The 17,194-nt window shown below is 70.4% G+C and carries 15 protein-coding genes; 12 read left to right on the top strand and 3 right to left on the bottom strand.

Translation table 11 applies throughout. From position 1 onward, the window contains the following. Positions 1 to 92: 92 nt before the first annotated feature. Positions 93 to 2,264 carry a glycogen debranching protein GlgX gene (gene glgX, locus AC07FA_RS18605; RefSeq protein WP_479076701.1) on the bottom strand — a complete coding sequence of 724 codons (2,172 nt, stop codon included), beginning with the start codon at positions 2,262 to 2,264 and terminating at the stop codon, positions 93 to 95. Between the two features lie 347 nt (positions 2,265 to 2,611). Here glgX and AC07FA_RS18600 point away from each other — a divergent pair, with 347 nt between their 5' ends. The 4 genes from AC07FA_RS18600 to AC07FA_RS18585 all read left to right on the top strand — a co-directional run bounded on the left by AC07FA_RS18600 (position 2,612) and on the right by AC07FA_RS18585 (position 7,665). Beyond that, positions 2,612 to 3,844 carry an SAV2148 family HEPN domain-containing protein gene (locus AC07FA_RS18600; protein ID WP_479076699.1) on the top strand — a complete coding sequence of 411 codons (1,233 nt, stop codon included), beginning with the start codon at positions 2,612 to 2,614 and terminating at the stop codon, positions 3,842 to 3,844. A 100-nt stretch (positions 3,845 to 3,944) separates the two neighbouring features. Beyond that, positions 3,945 to 4,673: an exonuclease domain-containing protein gene (locus AC07FA_RS18595; RefSeq protein WP_479076698.1), complete on the top strand. Its 729-nt coding sequence runs from the start codon at positions 3,945 to 3,947 to the stop codon at positions 4,671 to 4,673. A 218-nt stretch (positions 4,674 to 4,891) separates the two neighbouring features. Next, positions 4,892 to 6,346 (top strand): basic amino acid/polyamine antiporter, encoded by a 1,455-nt coding sequence (locus AC07FA_RS18590; protein ID WP_479076697.1) that lies wholly within the window; start codon positions 4,892 to 4,894, stop codon positions 6,344 to 6,346. Between the two features lie 53 nt (positions 6,347 to 6,399). Beyond that, positions 6,400 to 7,665, top strand: a complete 1,266-nt coding sequence (locus AC07FA_RS18585) for an arginine deiminase (RefSeq protein WP_479076695.1) — start codon at positions 6,400 to 6,402, stop codon at positions 7,663 to 7,665. Here AC07FA_RS18585 and AC07FA_RS18580 read toward each other — a convergent pair. Continuing rightward, entirely contained in the window at positions 7,662 to 8,528 is an 867-nt protein-coding gene (locus AC07FA_RS18580; RefSeq protein ID WP_479076694.1) for a phosphotransferase enzyme family protein, read from the bottom strand. The two genes, AC07FA_RS18585 and AC07FA_RS18580, sit on opposite strands and share 4 nt — an antisense overlap. A 99-nt stretch (positions 8,529 to 8,627) precedes the next feature. On the opposite strand from AC07FA_RS18580, the gene AC07FA_RS18575 reads away from it, so the two are divergent. The 8 genes from AC07FA_RS18575 to AC07FA_RS18540 all read left to right on the top strand — a co-directional run bounded on the left by AC07FA_RS18575 (position 8,628) and on the right by AC07FA_RS18540 (position 16,433). Then, positions 8,628 to 9,602: a carbohydrate ABC transporter permease gene (locus AC07FA_RS18575; RefSeq protein WP_479076692.1), complete on the top strand. Its 975-nt coding sequence runs from the start codon at positions 8,628 to 8,630 to the stop codon at positions 9,600 to 9,602. After that, the gene (locus AC07FA_RS18570; RefSeq protein WP_479076691.1) at positions 9,599 to 10,438 is read left to right on the top strand and encodes a carbohydrate ABC transporter permease; all 840 of its coding nucleotides are present in this window, start codon (positions 9,599 to 9,601) and stop codon (positions 10,436 to 10,438) included. Before AC07FA_RS18575 ends, AC07FA_RS18570 begins: the two co-directional genes overlap by 4 nt. Further along, a complete protein-coding gene (locus tag AC07FA_RS18565) occupies positions 10,438 to 11,733 on the top strand; it encodes an ABC transporter substrate-binding protein (RefSeq protein ID WP_479076689.1) in 1,296 nt (431 codons plus the stop codon). Before AC07FA_RS18570 ends, AC07FA_RS18565 begins: the two co-directional genes overlap by 1 nt. 53 nt (positions 11,734 to 11,786) lie before the next feature. Next, positions 11,787 to 12,986, top strand: coding sequence for a macrolide-inactivating glycosyltransferase (gene mgt, locus AC07FA_RS18560; RefSeq protein WP_479076687.1), 1,200 nt, complete (start codon positions 11,787 to 11,789; stop codon positions 12,984 to 12,986). 316 nt (positions 12,987 to 13,302) lie between these two features. Beyond that, complete coding sequence (locus tag AC07FA_RS18555; protein WP_479076685.1) at positions 13,303 to 14,505, top strand: S8 family peptidase; 1,203 nt, start codon at positions 13,303 to 13,305, stop codon at positions 14,503 to 14,505. A gap of 201 nt (positions 14,506 to 14,706) precedes the next feature. Continuing rightward, positions 14,707 to 15,090 (top strand): nuclear transport factor 2 family protein, encoded by a 384-nt coding sequence (locus tag AC07FA_RS18550; RefSeq protein WP_479076683.1) that lies wholly within the window; start codon positions 14,707 to 14,709, stop codon positions 15,088 to 15,090. A gap of 62 nt (positions 15,091 to 15,152) precedes the next feature. Continuing rightward, positions 15,153 to 15,737, top strand: a complete 585-nt coding sequence (locus AC07FA_RS18545; RefSeq protein WP_479076682.1) for a TIGR03086 family metal-binding protein — start codon at positions 15,153 to 15,155, stop codon at positions 15,735 to 15,737. A 69-nt stretch (positions 15,738 to 15,806) separates the two neighbouring features. Then, the gene (locus AC07FA_RS18540) at positions 15,807 to 16,433 is read left to right on the top strand and encodes a mycothiol-dependent nitroreductase Rv2466c family protein (protein ID WP_479076680.1); all 627 of its coding nucleotides are present in this window, start codon (positions 15,807 to 15,809) and stop codon (positions 16,431 to 16,433) included. Positions 16,434 to 16,445: 12 nt separating this feature from the next. On the opposite strand, the gene AC07FA_RS18535 is transcribed toward AC07FA_RS18540, so the two are convergent. Then, positions 16,446 to 17,192, bottom strand: a complete 747-nt coding sequence (locus tag AC07FA_RS18535) for a sirohydrochlorin chelatase (protein WP_479076678.1) — start codon at positions 17,190 to 17,192, stop codon at positions 16,446 to 16,448. Between the last annotated feature and the right edge of the window lie 2 nt (positions 17,193 to 17,194).

Raw genomic sequence — 17,194 nt, 5'->3', positions numbered from 1 at the left:
CGTACCCATGGGGGAGCCATCTGTGTCACGGCCCCGGCGGAAGGACCCCTCCGGCGGCATCGGATGCGTCCGCCGGAGGGGCCCGTCCTGGGCTAGGCCGTGCGTTTCAGGACCGTCAGACTGCGCCCGATCAGCGTGACCCGCTCACCCGCCGAGACCTTCGGCCCGGTGCCCGGTGGCACACCGTCCGGGCGGGCCGTGTCGACGACGATCTGCCACTGCCGGCCGTGATCCACCGGAACGGCGAATTCCAGGGTGTCGGCGCCGGCATTGAACATCAGCAGGAACGAGTCGTCGGAGATCCGCTCGCCGCGCGGACCCGGCTCCGAGATCGCGTGCCCGTTCAGAAAGACCGTCAGGGCCTTGGCATGGGCGGCCTGCCAGTCCCGCTGGGTCATCTCCTGCCCCTCGGGGGTGAACCAGGCGATGTCGGAGAGCTCGTCGTGCGTGCCCTCCACCGGCCGGCCGTGGAAGAACCTCCGGCGTCTGAACACTGGATGGTCGCGGCGCAGCCACACCATCGTGCGGGTGAACTCCAGCAGCCCGGTGTCCGCACCGGAGCCGTCCTCGGTCCCCTCCTCGCCCTCCTCGCCGTCCGCGGTACGGGCGGCGGCCGGGTCGGGCCAGTGCACCCACGCCAGCTCGTTGTCCTGGCAGTAGGCGTTGTTGTTGCCGTGCTGCGTGCGGGCGAACTCGTCCCCGTGGCTGAGCATCGGGACACCCTGCGACAGCATCAGCGTGGCGATGAAGTTGCGCATCTGGCGGTTGCGCAGCTCCAGGACCTCCTTGTTGTCGGTCTCGCCCTCGGCACCGCAGTTCCAGGACCGGTTGTGGCTCTCCCCGTCCCGGTTGCCCTCGCCGTTGGCGTCGTTGCGCTTGTCGTTGTACGAGACGAGGTCGTGCAGGGTGAAGCCGTCGTGGCAGGTGGTGAAGTTGATCGAGGCGAGCGGTCGCCGGCCGTCGTCCTGGTACAGGTCGGAGGAGCCCGTCAGCCGCCCGGCGAACTCGGCGAGCGTCCGTGGTTCGCCCCGCCACAGGTCCCGCACCGTGTCGCGGTACTTGCCGTTCCACTCGGTCCACAGCGGCGGGAAGTTCCCCACCTGGTAGCCGCCCTCGCCCACGTCCCACGGCTCGGCGATCAGCTTGACCTGGCTGACCACCGGGTCCTGCTGCACCAGGTCGAAGAACGACGACAGCCGGTCCACCTCGTGGAACTGGCGTGCCAGGGTCGCCGCCAGGTCGAAGCGGAAGCCGTCGACGTGCATCTCGGTCACCCAGTACCGCAGGGAGTCCATGATCAGTTGCAGGACGTGCGGCGACCGCATGAGCAGGGAATTCCCGGTCCCGGTGGTGTCCATGTAGTACCGCTGGTCGTCGGCCAGCCGGTAGTACGAGGCGTTGTCCAGGCCCCGGAAGGAGAGCGTCGGTCCGAGATGGTTGCCCTCGGCCGTGTGGTTGTAGACCACGTCGAGGATCACCTCGATGCCCGCCTTGTGCAGGGCCCGTACGGCCTGCTTGAACTCCAGCACCTGTTCGCCGCGGTCGCCCCAGGAGGCGTACGCGTTGTGCGGGGCGAAGAAACCGATGGTGTTGTAGCCCCAGTAGTTGGCCAGGCCCGCGTCGGCCAGACGGTGGTCCTGGACGAACTGATGCACCGGCATCAGCTCGATCGCCGTCACGCCCAGCTCGGTCAGATGGGCGATGACCTCCGGGTGCGCCAGCCCCGCGTACGTACCGCGCAGCTCCTCCGGCAGCCCCGGGTGCAGCATCGTCAGGCCCTTCACATGGGCCTCGTAGATCACCGTGCGGTGGTAGTCCGTGCGGGGCGGCCGGTCGTCGCCCCAGTCGAAGTACGGATTGACCACCACCGAGCTCATGGTGTGCGGAGCCGAGTCGAGGTCGTTACGGGCGTCGGGCCGGCCGAAGGGATAGCCGTACACCGCCTCGCCCCACTCGATCTTCCCGGAGACCGCCCGCGCGTAGGGGTCGAGCAGCAGCTTCGCCGAATTGCAGCGCTGCCCGCGCTGCGGCTCGTACGGTCCGTGCACCCGGAAGCCGTACCGCTGACCCGGCATCACACCGGGCAGGTAGGCATGCCGGACGAAGGCATCGGTTTCCCTGAGCTCCACCGCCGTTTCGGAACCGTCGTCGTGCAGGAGGCACAACTCGATTCGGTTGGCGGCCTCCGAAAAGACCGCGAAGTTGGTACCGGCGCCGTCGTAGGTGGCGCCGAGGGGATACGCCTGTCCCGGCCAGACCTGCATAGATCGACTCTTCCACTTCTGATCCGGGTGCTGCGGGGTCTTCGTCCCGATACTCCCCGAAAGTTGGGCGTGCGCCTAGGACGTCGGCCGGTGCTGTCAACATCGGGCACTTCGATGCCGCCCCGGACAGGAATCCGTGCGCCCCGTGCGCCGTACCGTGCGCCGGGGGATCGGGGGCAGGGTTCCTAATCACTATGAATCGGCTCACTCCACCCGATCTCGCCATCAGGAACAGGCCTGATTTACAGGGCAGTTGGGGAAGCAGCCTGCGCATCGGGCTGCACCGGCTCACCCTTGCGGAGTACCCTTCCTTGATCGTTGGTGGGGGAGTGGAAGGCGGTACGCGGGTGAGCTCGGGAGGTTTCGAGCTACCCCCAGGTGGCCCAGGTCACGAGGGGGAATCGACGGATGCCCCGCCAGGGGCGGTCTCCCTCGCGCAGCCCATGGAGATAGGCGCTGAGCTGGACTGGGGAGCCGACGCCTGGAGCGAGGTGCGTACGCGCGCCCAGCGGGCCGGGCGCGCCTACATCTGGCTGAATCTCGTCGAACAGCGGCTGCGTGCCGTCGTCGCCGCGGTGCTCCGGCCCATCTACGAGCCCGTGCACGGCGAGGACTGGGTGGTGGCCGCGGCTGGGCCCGCCGGGCAGGAGTGGGTGCAGCGGGCCGTCGCCGTCCGCGAGGTCTCGCGCCGCAAGGGCTATCTGCTCGATCCGGCCGACGACAACGTCCTCAGCTTCCTGACGCTCCCGCAGCTGCGGGAACTGATGGTGCAGCACTGGCCCTGTTTCGAGCCCTACTTCGACGACCGCCGCGATGTCGAGCTGGCACTCGACGAGCTGGAGGTGGCGCGCAACGTCGTCTCCCGCAACCGCGCGCTGAACGAGGCGGTCCTCGCCCAGGCCGAGCGGGCCTCCGCGCGCCTCCTGGAGATCCTGGGCAGCGGGGCCGCCGTGCCGTCCGCCGACCGGCTGCCCGTGGACGCCGTCGAGGAACTGGTCGGCGACCGGTACGCCGACGTGGTCTCCGTCCACCCCGACCGCGTACGGCTCCAGCGCCAGCTGCCCGCCGAGGATCTGTTCGGCGGGGCGCGCCGCCTCGACGCGATCGGGATAGGGCTCAATCTGCTCGTACAGAACTTCTCCGGCCGCCGGCTGGTCAGGCTCGCCGAATCGGGCTGCCGGGTCCGGCTGCTCTTCATCAATCCGGCGAGCAGCGCGGTCAAGCGCCGTGAGCGGGAACTGGGGCTGAAGAAGGGCGAGCTGAGCCGTTCGGTGGAGATGAACATCCTTCATATGCGCCGGGTCCGCTCCAGGCTCCGCGACCCCGGGGCCTTCGAGATCCAGGTCTTCGACGAGACGCCCCGCTTCACGGCCTATCTGGTGGACGGCGACGGGCCCGACGCGGTCGGGGTCGTCCAGTCGTATCTGCGGCGCGCTCGCGGCATGGAGGCTCCCGTGCTGGTCCTGCGGGGCGGGGGCCGCGCGGTGGTCCGGGCGGGGCAGGACAGCGAGCACGGTCTCTTCGAGACGTACCGCGAGGAGTTCGAGGCGGTCTGGACGGACTCCCGGCCGGTGTCCTGAGACGTCCGGGTGCCTTCGGGGACACCACTCGGAAGCGTTGTCAGTGGTGCGTGCGATGGTGGTCGTCATTCGGGGGAGAGCACCACGTAGGAGGTACGGGATGGTCTGGCACAGGGAGCCGCTGGTCGGCTTCGACCTGGAGACGACGGGTACGGAACCGCAGGAGGCGCGGATCGTGACCGCGGCGGTCGTCGCGGTCGGCGGCCGGGACGGCGAGCCGCTGAGCCAGCGCACCTGGCTGGCCGATCCGGGCGTCCTGATTCCCGCGCAGGCTTCGGCGATCCACGGCATCAGCAGCGAGCGTGCGGCGGCCGAGGGGAGGCCGGTGCGCGAGGTGGCGGACGAGATCGCGGAGACCCTCGTGGAGTACTGGCACCGGGGCGTGCCGGTCGTCGCGTACAACGCGGCATTCGATCTGACCCTGCTGACGGCCGAGTTGCGGCGCCACGGACTGCCGTCGCTGAGCGACCGGCTCGGCGGGTCCGGGATCGGCCCGGTCGTCGACCCGTACACCATCGACCGTGCCGTCGACCGCTACCGCAAGGGGAAGCGCACGCTGGAGGCGGTCTGCGTCGAGTACGGGGTGGTGCACGGAGGGGCCCACGACGCCGGCGCGGACGCGCTCGCCGCGGTGCGCGTGGCGTACGCGATAGCCGGGCGGCACGGCTCGGTGGCCGAGCTGACCCCCGCCGAACTGCACGAGCGCCAGATCGGCTGGTACGCGGAGTGGGCGGCCGACTTCCAGCAGTTCCTGCGCCGCAAGGGCACGGCCGACGCGGTGATAGACGGCCGCTGGCCGCTGCGTGAGCCGACGCCCGTGGCCGGCTGAGTAACGGCCTGCCCGGAACGGCCTCGTATCCGGGCGAAATACACACCACCAAAGCCCGCAAAAGGGGCAAATAGCGCTTCACGGCGTAGATTCACTCCCGTTGGATGGGCGATGCGGCAGATGCGAGCCGCCTCCTGACGGGGACCCGTGTCACGCTCCCCCTGTCTGTCGGCCGTCCTTCCCCGTGCCCGGAACACGCCGCACCGACGAGGGAAGACATGAGCCACGCTGACGCCGGGACCGACACGGCCGCGCGAGTCCCGGCCGCGGCCAAACTGACCTTGCTGACGCTGACCACGATGGTCGTCGGATCGATGGTGGGTGCGGGCGTGTTCTCGCTGCCACGGCGCTTCGCCCAGGAGACCGGCGTCGCCGGCGCCCTCATCGCCTGGGCCATCGCGGGCACCGGCATGCTGATGCTCGCCTTCGTCTTCCAGGCGCTCGCGATCCGCAGGCCCCGGCTCGACGCGGGCGTGTACGCCTACGCCAAGGCCGGATTCGGCGAGTACCTCGGCTTCTTCGCCGCGTTCGGATACTGGGCGAGCGCCTGCGTCGGCAACGTCACCTACTGGGTCCTCATCATGTCGACGGTCGGGGCGGTCTGGCCGGCGCTCGGCGAGGGCGACACCCTGCTCGCGGCGGCGCTGTCCTCGGTGGGGCTGTGGTGCTTCTACTTCCTCATCCGGCGGGGCATCAAGGAGGCAGCGGCGATCAACAGGATCGTGACGGTCGCCAAGGTCGTGCCGATCCTGGTCTTCGTCCTCCTGGCCCTGTTCTCCTTCGAGGCCGACGTCTTCGCGGACAACTTCGCCGGCGCCGACTACGCGGGCTCCCTCTTCGACCAGGTGCGCGGCACGATGCTGGCCACGGTGTTCGTCTTCCTCGGTGTCGAGGGCGCCAGCGTCTACTCACGCCACGCCAGACGGCGGGAGGACGTCGGACGGGCGACGGTCCTCGGCTTCCTCAGCGTCTTCGCCGTCTTCGCCTCGGTCACGATCGTCTCGTACGGCATCATGCCGATGAGCGAGATGGCCGAACTGCGACAGCCGTCCATGGCCGCCGTCCTGGAATCCGCCGTCGGCGCCTGGGGCAGCGTCTTCGTCAGCGTCGGCCTGATCGTCTCCGTACTCGGGGCCTACCTCGCCTGGACGCTGATGGCCGCCGAGGTGCTGTTCGTCGCCGCGAAGGACGACGACATGCCCCGGTTCCTGCGCCGCGCCACCGCTGCCGACGTTCCCCTGCCCGCGCTCCTGATGACGACGGTGCTGACGCAGGTCGTACTGGTCATCACGTTGTTCTCCGACGACGCGTTCAACTTCGCGCTCGATCTGACCAGTGCCCTGACCCTGATCCCGTTCCTGCTCGCCGCGGGTTTCGCGGTCAGGATCATGCTGAGGCCCCAGGAGGACGACGCGAGCGCCGGCCGCCGGCGCGACCTCACCGTGAGCGTGATCGCGACGCTCTACACCGCGTTCCTGCTCTACGCGGCAGGTCTGAAGTTCGTCCTCGTCTCCTTCATCGTCTACGCCCCGGCCACGATCCTCTTCGTCATGGCCAGGCGGGAGCAGGGCAAGCAGCTGTTCTCCCCGCGCGAGCTCGTCATCCTCGCCGTCTCCGTCGCCGGAGCGGTCCTCGGTGTCGTCGCCCTCGCCGCGGGCTGGATCAGCCTCTGACCGCTCAGGCCACCGGCCGCGCCGCCACCCGAGCCACTCCGGAAAGGCACACCGTGACAAGCCCCGACACCACCACCGCCACCACACCGTACGGCGTCCACTCGGAGGTCGGCCGGCTCCGCAAGGTCCTGGTCTGCGAGCCCGGGATGGCGCACCGGCGCCTCACCCCCACCAACGCCGACGACCTGCTGTTCGACGACGTCATGTGGGTCGAGAACGCCCAGCGCGACCACGCGGACTTCGTCAACAAGCTCCGGCACCGGGGCGTCGACGTCGTCGAGCTGCACGATCTGCTCGCGCAGACCATGGCGGTCCCCGAGGCCAGGGACTGGCTGCTCGACCGGAAGATCACCGCCAACGAGGTCGGCGTCGGGCTCATCGACGACACCCGCGCCTTCCTGGAGACGCTCACCCCGCGCCAGTTGGCCGAGCACCTGATCGGCGGCCTCGCCACCACCGACCTGCCGGACGAATTCCGCTCCGGCTACGTGGCGCTGGTCCGGGAGTCCACCGGTGTCCGCGAATACCTCATGCCGCCGCTGCCGAACACCCTCTACACCCGGGACACGACCTGCTGGCTGTACGGCGGTGTGACCCTCAATCCGCTGTACTGGCCCGCCCGGCACGACGAGACGCTCCTGATGAAGGCCGTCTACCTCTTCCACCCCGACTTCATGGACTCCACCGTGTGGTGGGGCGATCCGGAACGGGACTGGGGCCAGGCCACGTTCGAGGGCGGCGACATCATGCCGGTGGGCAACGGCGTCGTCCTCATGGGCATGAGCGAGCGCACCTCTCGCCAGGCCATCACCCAGGTCGCCCAGTCCCTGTTCGCGAACGGGGCGGCCGAGCACGTCGTCGTGGCGGGCATGCCCAAGCTGCGGTCCGCGATGCATCTCGACACCGTCTTCACCTTCGCCGACCGCGACATCGTCACGCTCTACCCGGCGATCATGGACGCCGTCCACACCTTCTCGCTGCGACCGGGCGACAAGGCCCCCGGACTCGACATCACCGACGAGGGATCACGCCCCTTCGTCGACGTGGTCGCCAAGGCGCTCGGGCTGCCGGAGCTGCGGATCATCGAGACGGGCGGCGATGTGTACGCCTCCGAACGCCAGCAGTGGGACAGCGGCAACAACGCGGTCGCCCTGGAGCCCGGCGTGGTCTTCACGTACGACCGCAACACCCAGACCAACACGCTGCTGCGCAAGGCGGGTGTCGAGGTCATCACCATCGTCGGCGCCGAGCTCGGCCGGGGCCGCGGGGGCGGGCACTGCATGACCTGCCCCCTGATCCGCGACGCGGTGACCTTCTAGAACGGGTACCAGCGGACCTCGGCGTCGCCGTCGCGGAGCGAGGCCACTCTCCGGCGGAACTCCGCCAGCGCCTTCGGGTTCGCCGGGGCGTGCTGCGCGACCCAGGCGCAGCTCGCCGTCTCCCGGGCGCCGCGCAGGAGCGCACAGCCGTCCCACTCCCGCACGTCCCAGCCGTACGCAGCCGTGAACGCGTCGTACGCCGGGGCGGGCAGGCCGTAGCGGTCGCGGGACAGGGCCAGCACCACCAGGTCGTGCTCCCGGAGATCCGTGGAGAACGTCTCCAGATCGACCAGGACCGGTCCGTCCGGACCGACGTGGACATTGCGCGGGAGCGCGTCGCCGTGGATCGGGCCCGGCGGCAGACGCGGGGTCAGGGCGGCGGCCGCCGCCGCGAAGGCGTCGCGGCGCTCGCGCAGGAAGTCGGCGTCGGCCTGATCGATGGCGTCGCCCGCCAGCATCAGCCAGCGCTCGACACCACCGAGCAGTTCACGGCGCGGCAGCACGAAACCCTCCGGTGCGCCCAGCGCGTGCACGCGGGTCAGGAGCGGCGCCAGATCGCGCGGCTCGGCGGGGCGGACGGCAGGCAGGAGCCGGTGCCACAGCGTCACCGGGTGGCCGTCGACCAGCCGCGCCCCGGGCTCGGCGGCCCGTACGGCGGGGACGCCCGACGCGGCGAGCCACTGGGCGACGGCCAGTTCGCGTTCGGCCCGCTCCCGCAGCTCCGGGTGGAGCACGGCGTCCCGGCCGACCTTGGCCACCAGGTCGCCGGCGGCGAACACCGCGTTCTCGCCCAGCGCGATCAGTTCCGCGTCGCCGGGCAGCCCTGCGGCGCTCAGTACCTCGCGCGCACCCATTTCGTCCATGCTCACGATTTTCGCATCTCCGCAGGCCACCTTGACGAACGGAGGGCCCGTCAGCACGATGGCGGAGGCCACCTGGGCGGCCAGACCGGAATGAATCCGATGCAATGGAGCAAAGGGGTCGAATCCGTGACACTGGCGACCGCAACGGAGCGGTCCGGGCACAAGGGTCCACGCGGGAGACAGCCCGGCCGGGACCGGCGGGCCGGACGGGACGGAGCCGCCTGGTTCCTGGTGCTCCCGGCCCTGATCCCGATCCTGGTCCTCAGCGTCGGACCGCTGCTCTACGGCATCGCGCTGGCCTTCACCGACGCGCAGTCCGGGCGCACCCGCTCCACCCAGTGGATCGGCGGCCTCAACTTCCAGGACCTGCTGCACGACACACTGTTCTGGGACTCGTTCCGGATCGGCCTGCTGTGGGCGGTCGGGGTGACCGTCCCGCAGTTCGTGCTCGCGCTGGGCCTCGCCCTGCTGCTCAACCAGGAACTCCGGATGCGCTGGCTGGCACGAGCACTGGCGATCATCCCGTGGGCGATGCCCGAAGTGGTCGTCGGCATCATGTGGCGGCTCGTCTACAACCCCGACGCGGGCATCCTCAACGAGACCATCCGCGACCTCGGACTCGGGGACGGCCGGGACTGGCTCACCGGCCTCGCCACCGCGCTGCCCGCCGTCATCGTCGTGGGCGTCTGGGCCGGCATGCCCCAGACCACGGTCGCCCTGCTCGCCGGCCTCCAGAACACCCCGCACGAACTCCACGAGGCGGCGGCTCTCGACGGCGCGGGGGCCTGGCGCCGCTTCCGTACGGTGACCTGGCCGGCCCTCAAGCCGGTCGCCCTCTCCATCACCGCACTCAACTTCATCTGGAACTTCAACTCCTTCGCGCTGGTCTACGTCCTGACCAGCGGCGGCCCCGGTGGCCGCACCCGCCTGCCGATGCTCTTCGCGTACGAAGAGGCGTTCCGCTACGGCCAGTTCGGCTACGCCGCCGCGATGGGCTGTGTGATGGTCGCGGTGATCTCCGTGATCCTCGCCTGCTATCTCGTCGGCCGTCTCAGGGGAGGCGAGGACACGTGAGCCTCCGTACCAGCAGATCCGCCCGTGCCGGGCAGTACGCCGCCCTCCTGTGCTACCTCGTGTTCCTGGCGTTTCCGTTCGCCTGGCTGGTCTCCACCGCCCTCAAACCCGCCCGCGAACTGGGCTCACTGCACCCCACCTGGATTCCCGGCCAGCCGACCCTGGACAACTTCCGCCAGGCGTTCGACGAACAGCCCCTGCTCCAGGCCGCGGGCAACTCCCTGATCGCGGCCGTCTCCGCCGCCCTGATCGCGGTGGTGATCGCCACCCCCATGGCGTACGTGATGGCCCGCGACCGGGGCAGGCTGTCGACCGCCGCGACCGGCTGGGTCGTGGTCAGCCAGGCGTTCCCGTTCGTCCTGTTGATCATCCCGCTGTTCCTGATCCTCAAGAACCTGCATCTGATCAACTCGCTGTGGGGGCTGATCCTGGTGTACGTGGTGTGGTCGCTGCCGTTCGCGCTGTGGATGCTGGCGGGGTACGTACGCGCCGTGCCGCCCGAACTGGAAGAGGCGGCCTCGGTCGACGGGGCCGGAAGGCTGCGGACCCTGGTCTCCGTCGTCGCCCCGCTGCTCGCGCCCGGGATCGTCGCCACCGCGCTGTTCGCCTTCGTCACCGCGTGGAACGAGTTCTTCTTCGCCCTCGTCCTGCTCAAGGCCCCGGAGAAGCAGACCTTGCCGGTCGTACTCACCCACTTCCTCGGCGCGGAGGGTGTGGCCGACCTCGGCCCGCTCGCGGCCGCCGCCTTCCTCGCCACCCTCCCCTCCCTCGTACTCTTCGCCGTCATCCAGCGGCGGATCACCGGTGGCATGACGGCCGGGGCGGTGAAGAGCTGATGCGCGCACTCACCCGGGCCGCCGCAGCGGCGGCCACCGCGTTCACCCTGCTGCTCAGCGGCTGTGCCGACGACCGGGACGGCCGGGACGCGAACGGCACCATCAGGCTGAGCTTCCAGTCCCTCGCCTGGCAGAAGGAGTCCGTTGACGCCAACAAGCAGCTGGTGAAGGAGTGGAACGCCGCCCACCCCGACATCCAGGTGGACTACGTCCAGGGCAGCTGGGACAACGTCCACGACCAGTTGCTCACCTCCTTCGAGGGCGGCGAGGCGCCCGACGTCATCCACGACGCGTCCGACGACCTCGCCGACTTCGCGTACGGCGGCTACCTCGCCGACCTGCGCACCCTCCTGCCGGACCGGCTCATCGCGGACATCCCGGAGCAGTCCTGGCGCACCACCACGTTCGACGGCGGTGTCTACGGCGTCCCGTTCCTCCAGGAGCCCCGCGTCCTGATCGCCAACACCAGGATCCTCAAGGCGTCCGGGGTCCGCGTCCCGACCCCGGAGAAGCCGTGGAGCTGGCCGGAGTTCCGCCGGGTCACCGAGCAGCTGACGGAGAAGGGGAGGTACGGGGTCGCCTGGCCGCTCAAGGAACCGGTCTCCGTCACCCTCAACCTCGGCCTCTCCGCGGGCGGCCAGCTCTTTCACCGGGACGCGGACGGCAAGGTGACCATCCGCTTCGACGAGGGCGACCAGGTGGTCCCCGCAACCATCCACGACCAGGTCGGCACCGACCACAGCGCCGCCCGTACGGCCCTGGGCATGGGCGGCTCCGACACCCTTCCCGGATTCTTCGGCGGCACGTACGCCATGGTCCCGCTGGGCTTCGCCTACCGTCAGCAGATCGTCGAGCAGGCGCCCGAGGGCTTCGAGTGGACGGTCCTGCCCGCCCCGGCCGGCTCGGCCGGACTCGCCCAGGGCGTGAGCCCGCAGACCCTCTCCGTCGCCGAGGACAGCCCGTACAAGAAGGAAGCGATGCGGTTCATCGACTTCCTGCTGCGCCCCCCGAACATGGTCCGGCTGGCCAAGGGCGACTGGATGCTCCCGACCGGAACCGAAGCCCTTGCCGACCCCGCCCTGCACACCACCGAGAACGGCTGGGCGACCGGCACCGCGCTGGCGAAGGCGCTGCGCCCGGCGCCCGCCCAGTCCGTGCGCGGCTACCCCGAATGGAAGGACAAGGTCGCGACCCCGGCTCTCCAGGAGTTCTACAACGGGGCGATCGGCATCGAGGAGCTGAGGAAACGCCTGGTCGACGACGGCAACCGGGTCCTGGCCCGCTACCAGCGCTGAGCGGCCCACGCAATACCGTAGACGAGACGTCTCGTCTCACCTAAGGTGAGCACATGACGGAATCGCCGCGTGCCCACATCGCCATGTTCTCCATCGCCGCCCACGGGCACGTGAACCCGAGCCTCGAAGTCATCCGGGAGCTCGTCGCCCGTGGGTACCGCGTCAGTTACGCCATCCCCGCCGCCTTCGCCGAGAAGGTCGCGGCCGCCGGAGCCGAGCCGGTGCTCTACACCTCGGTGCTGCCCACCGACGACGACCCGGATGCCTGGGGCACCGAACCGATCGACCACGTCGAACCGTTCCTGAACGACGCCGTCCAGGCGCTGCCCCAGCTCGCCGCCGCATTCGACGGGGACGAGCCGGACCTCGTCCTGCACGACATCACCTCCTATCCCGCCCGCGTCCTCGCCCACCGCTGGAGCGTCCCCGCCGTCTCCCTCTGGCCCAACCTGGTCCCCTGGGACGGATACGAGGAGGAGGTCGGCGAGCCCATGGCCGCCGCGCTCAGGCGGACGGAGCGGGGCCGGGCCTACTACGCGCGCTTCGCGGCCTGGCTCGACGGGAACGACCTGGGTGACGTGTCGTCGGACGACTTCGTGGCCAGGCCGCGCCGCGCGCTCGTCCTCATCCCCGAGGCGCTCCAGCCGCACGCCGACCGGGTGGACCGCACGGTTTACACCTTCGTCGGCGCGTGTCAGGGCGACCGCGCCGACCAGGGGGAGTGGCATCGCCCGGCCGGGGCCGAGAAGGTGCTGCTGGTCTCCCTCGGCTCCTCGTTCACGAAGCAGCCCGTCTTCTACCGCGACTGCGTCGAGGCCTTCGGTGATCTGCCGGGCTGGCACGTCGTGCTCCAGATCGGCGCCCATGTCGACCCGGCCGAACTCGGGGACGTTCCCGCCAACGTGGAGGTGTGCTCCTGGGTGCCGCAGCTCGCGGTGCTCAGGCAGGCGGACGTGTTCGTCACCCACGCGGGCGCGGGCGGCAGTCAGGAGGGGCTCGCCACCGGCACGCCGATGGTCGCCGTTCCGCAGGCCGTCGACCAGTTCGGCAACGCCGACATGCTCCAGGCGCTCGGCGTCGCCCGGCACCTCCCGATGGAGGAGGCGAACGCGGTGACCCTGCGCGAGGCCGTGCTCGCGATCGTCGACGATCCGAGCGTGACGGACCGGGCCGCCGCCATACGGGCACAGATGGCGCAGGAGGGCGGGACCGGGCGGGCGGCCGACCTCATCGAGGCCGAACTGCCCGTGTGACTCCCATGCATGGGCGTGATCAAGCCGTCTCCTGATGCCCCGCGCCGAGGCCGTGGGTGCGCCCTCTCCGCGGGAGCGGAGGGGGCACACCCCGCCTTCGCTGTACAAGCCCCCTACACATAGCGCTAGTTGGCGGCCGTGTCCGACTTGGTCGGGCGTGGCCGATTTTTTATTACGAAACCTTGTTGAGTAAGTCACAGCTGCATGAAGGTCTTGATCTGAGCGTGTCAATCGGTCAGGGTTTCGAGCCAGCCCCCGGAGATCTTCCGGCCGAGGGCCAATCCCCCCACAAAGAATGACGAGGAGCTCCCTCTTCATGGCAATTCACAAGCGCGCACGCCGGACCAAGCTGACCGCCGCGATCACCGCAGTGGCAGCGGCAGCCGGAGTCACCCTTCTCTCCACCTCGTTCGCGGGAGCCTCACCGGCCCCGGCGACGGGCACGGTCTACGGCGCGGACGCGGCAACCGCCGTCTCCGGCAGCTACATCGTGATGCTGGACGAGAAGGCGGACAAGGCGGAGCTGGCCGAGGAGTACGGCGGCACGCTCAAGCGGAACTACAAGTCCGCCCTCAACGGCTTCTCCGCCAGCGGCCTTTCGGAGACCGAGGCCAAGCGCCTCGCCGCCGACCCGGCCGTCGCCAAGGTCGTCCAGAACAAGAAGTTCACCATCAACGCCACTCAGGAGAACCCGCCGTCCTGGGGGCTCGACCGGATCGACCAGGCCGCGACCGCCGGTGACAAGGCGTACACCTACCCGGACGCCGCGGGCGAGGGCGTCACCGCGTACGTCATCGACACCGGTGTCCGCGTCACGCACGGCGACTTCGAGGGCCGCGCCACCTCCGGCTTCGACGCCGTGGACAACGACGGCAACGCCGACGACGGCAACGGCCACGGCACGCACGTGGCCGGCACCATAGCGGGGGCCGCCCACGGAGTCGCCAAGAAGGCGAAGATCGTGGCCGTCCGCGTGCTCGACGACGCAGGCTCCGGCACCACCGAGCAGGTCGTCGCGGGCATCGACTGGGTCACCGCCAACCACAAGGGCCCGTCCGTCGCCAACATGAGCCTCGGCGGCAGCGCGGACCCGGCACTCGACGCCGCGGTGCAGAAGGCCATCGCCTCCGGTGTCACCTTCGGGGTGGCCGCCGGGAACGAGTCCAGCGACGCGGGCGAGGGCTCGCCCTCCCGTGTCCCGGAGGCCATCACGGTCGCCTCGTCCACGGTGGACGACGAGCAGTCGTCGTTCTCCAACTTCGGTTCCGTCGTGGACATCTACGCCCCCGGCTCCGACATCACGTCGGCGTGGAACGACAGCGACAACGGTACGAAGACCATCTCCGGTACGTCCATGGCGACCCCCCACGTCGTCGGCGCCGCCGCCGTCTACCTGGGCGGACACCAGGACGCCACCCCGGAGCAGGTCGCCGCGGCGCTGACCGGGGGAGCCACCCCCGACGCCATCACCAACGCGACCGAGGGCACGGCGAACAAGCTGCTGAAGGTCGTCGAGTAACCGGCCGGCGAGCACAGGCCGGGCGGCGGCCGGCAGCCGCCGCCGCCCGGCCGCACCGAATCCGCGGCCGCCGTGCCCTCCCCCACGGGGCGCGGCGGTCGCCCGTGCCGGGAACATCGTCCTATGGTGTGCCCATGACCACGACGACGCGCGTGGCCAGAACGCCCCTGTAGGACCCGTGGAACCAGTGGAGATGAACACGTGACCGAACCGTCGCCCGCCGTGGCCGCGGCCATCGACGGAGAGCTGCGCCTCCTCGACCCCGTGGTCCGTGCCTCCTCGCAACTCCTCGTCTCGTTGCTCCACGCCGAGTTCCGCGAGATCGGCACCAGCGGCCGGCTCTGGAACCGGGACTCGATCATCGCCGCGCTGACCGCCGCCGACGCCCCGAGCCCCGGTCCGCTGACGGCGTCACGGATGCAAGGCGTCCAGCTCTGCGCCGACTTCGTGCACCTCACCTTCGACACGGAGTCCAAGGGCCTGCACTCCCACCGCAGTTCCCTGTGGCGGCGCACCGAGGCCGGCTGGCTGCTCTACTTCCACCAGGCCACACCGTACGTCGACGATCCGTTCGCCGAGATCTGACGACGAGGGCCCCTGTCGCGTTTTTTCAAGACCCGACACGGGCCCGCGCATAGCGTGACGGCATGAAGAACGAGCACGCACACATGGTCGAATGCGCCGCAGAGGCGGCCCGGATCGCCCGCACCATCAGCCCCGCACAGCTCGACGCCTCCGCCACGCCCTGCGCCGGCTGGGACGTCCGCGCCCTCGTCAACCACTGGGTGCTGTACACCTCGCACGGCCTGGAGCACCGCGCGCTGCGCACCACGCTCCCCGAGGAACTCACCGCCCGCGACTTCACCGCCGACCCCGACTGGGCCGACAGCTACGCGGCCCAGCTGGACCGGGCCGTCGCCGCCTGGTCGGACCCGGCGGTCTGGGAAGGCGACATCGACCTCGGCGGCGCGCCGTCCCCGGCGGCCGAGATCGCGGCGATGCTCATCGAGGAGACGGCTCTGCACAGCTGGGACGTGGCGCGGGCCACCGGGCAGGAGCTCAGGCTCTCCGGCGGGGCGGCCGCGTACCTCCTGGAGACCGTCGAGGGCTCGGCCGCGCTCTACCGGCAGTACGACGGCTTCGCCGGCGAGGTGACGGTGCCGGCCGACGCCTCCGTCCTCGACCGGGCTCTCGCCGCCAGCGGACGCGACCCGCACTGGACCGCGGCCTGAAAGTGGCCCAGCCATCGCGTCGGTGATTGGACCGGGCGGGCGCGCCAATCGCTGCCTAGCCTGGTCCTCATGACCACGCACAGGAACACCACCACGGGCAGGACCCTCGTCGACTTCTACGTCGACCCGGCCTGCCCGTTCGCCTGGATCGCCTCCCGGTGGATGCTGGAGGTCGAGCAGCGGCGCGACATCGAGCTCCGCTTCCACCTCATGAGCCTCCACCTCCACAACACCGGCAACGAACTCCCCGACTGGTACCGCGATCTCGTCGACAGATCCATCGGTCCGGTACGGGTCGCGGCCGCCGCCGGTCACGGCGAGGGGGTGCTGCGCGACCTGTACACAGCGCTCGGCACCCGCATCCACGAGCAGAAGAACGAGGACTTCGACGCGGTGACCGCCGAGGCCCTGGCCGAACTCGGCCTGCCCGCCGGTCTGGCCTCCGCCGCGCACGAGGAGACATGGGACGAAGCCGTCCGCCGCAGCCACGACCGGGGGAAGGACCCCGAGGCGGACGCCTATGTCGGCACACCCACGATCCACGTCGACGGCACGGTCTGGTTCGGGCCCGTACTCAACGCGATCCCCCGGGGCGAGGAGGCGGCCCGGCTCTTCGACAGCTTCCGGGTCCTCGCGAACCACCCGGGATTCTTCGAGCTGAAGCGTGCCCGCACGGGCAGCCTCTCGTTCGACTGACGGCCGGCCGGTTCAGCCGGCCGCCGCGAACCGCTCCGCGGTCCGTGCCTCGTCGTACCGCCGCACCAGCAGCCGCGCCAGCTCGGGCGCGGCACCGAGGACACCGGCCACCACGTCCGCCTCGGCCGCGCCCGCGAGGATACGGTCAGGAAGGCGGCCCGGCGCGATGACGTACGGGGCCACCGCCACCCGACGTACACCCTCGGCGCGAAGGGCCCGTACGGCGTCCTGCGTACGGGGAAGAGATGCGGAGGCGAACGCAGGCCGCACGGCGCACCAACCGGTGTGCCGCAGCTCCCGCGCGATTTCAGCGATCACTGCGATCGCCTCCGGGTCCGTGGAGCCCGCCGAGGCCAGGACGAGCCCGGTCGAGCCTCTGTCGCCGGGGGAGACCCCGGCCTCGTACAAGCGCTGTTCCAGCGCCGCGTTCAGCAGCGGCGACGGGCCCAGGACCTCCGCCTGACGGACCCGCAGCCTCGGCAGGCGGGTGCGGGCCTCGCGCAGTACCGAAGGGATGTCGGTCTTGGCGTGGAAGGCGCGGGTGAGGAGCAGCGGCAGCGTGACGACATCCTGCGCACCCTCCGCGGCCAGGCGCTCCAGCAGCCGGGGCACGGAGGGCGCGTTGAACTCCAGGAAGCCCGTCTCCACACGCAGCCCCGGCCGCAGCGCCCGTACCCGCTCGGTGAGCGCGTGCACGGTCGCCGCGTGCCGCGGATCGCGACTGCCGTGGGCGATGACGAGGAGGACGGGGGACGGCATGC

The organism is Streptomyces sp. NPDC045968, from assembly GCF_056430475.1.
This window is presented reverse-complemented; position numbering and strand designations above follow the sequence as displayed.

Coding starts and splice junctions, on each gene's coding strand:
- glgX (WP_479076701.1), bottom strand. CDS start 2,264: ATGCAGGTCTGGCCGGGACAGGCGTATCCCCTCGGCGCCACCTACGAC.
- AC07FA_RS18595 (WP_479076698.1), top strand. CDS start 3,945: ATGGTCTGGCACAGGGAGCCGCTGGTCGGCTTCGACCTGGAGACGACG.
- AC07FA_RS18590 (WP_479076697.1), top strand. CDS start 4,892: ATGAGCCACGCTGACGCCGGGACCGACACGGCCGCGCGAGTCCCGGCC.
- AC07FA_RS18580 (WP_479076694.1), bottom strand. CDS start 8,528: ATGGACGAAATGGGTGCGCGCGAGGTACTGAGCGCCGCAGGGCTGCCC.
- AC07FA_RS18575 (WP_479076692.1), top strand. CDS start 8,628: ATGCAATGGAGCAAAGGGGTCGAATCCGTGACACTGGCGACCGCAACG.
- AC07FA_RS18565 (WP_479076689.1), top strand. CDS start 10,438: ATGCGCGCACTCACCCGGGCCGCCGCAGCGGCGGCCACCGCGTTCACC.
- mgt (WP_479076687.1), top strand. CDS start 11,787: ATGACGGAATCGCCGCGTGCCCACATCGCCATGTTCTCCATCGCCGCC.
- AC07FA_RS18555 (WP_479076685.1), top strand. CDS start 13,303: ATGGCAATTCACAAGCGCGCACGCCGGACCAAGCTGACCGCCGCGATC.
- AC07FA_RS18545 (WP_479076682.1), top strand. CDS start 15,153: ATGAAGAACGAGCACGCACACATGGTCGAATGCGCCGCAGAGGCGGCC.
- AC07FA_RS18540 (WP_479076680.1), top strand. CDS start 15,807: ATGACCACGCACAGGAACACCACCACGGGCAGGACCCTCGTCGACTTC.
- AC07FA_RS18535 (WP_479076678.1), bottom strand. CDS start 17,192: ATGCCGTCCCCCGTCCTCCTCGTCATCGCCCACGGCAGTCGCGATCCG.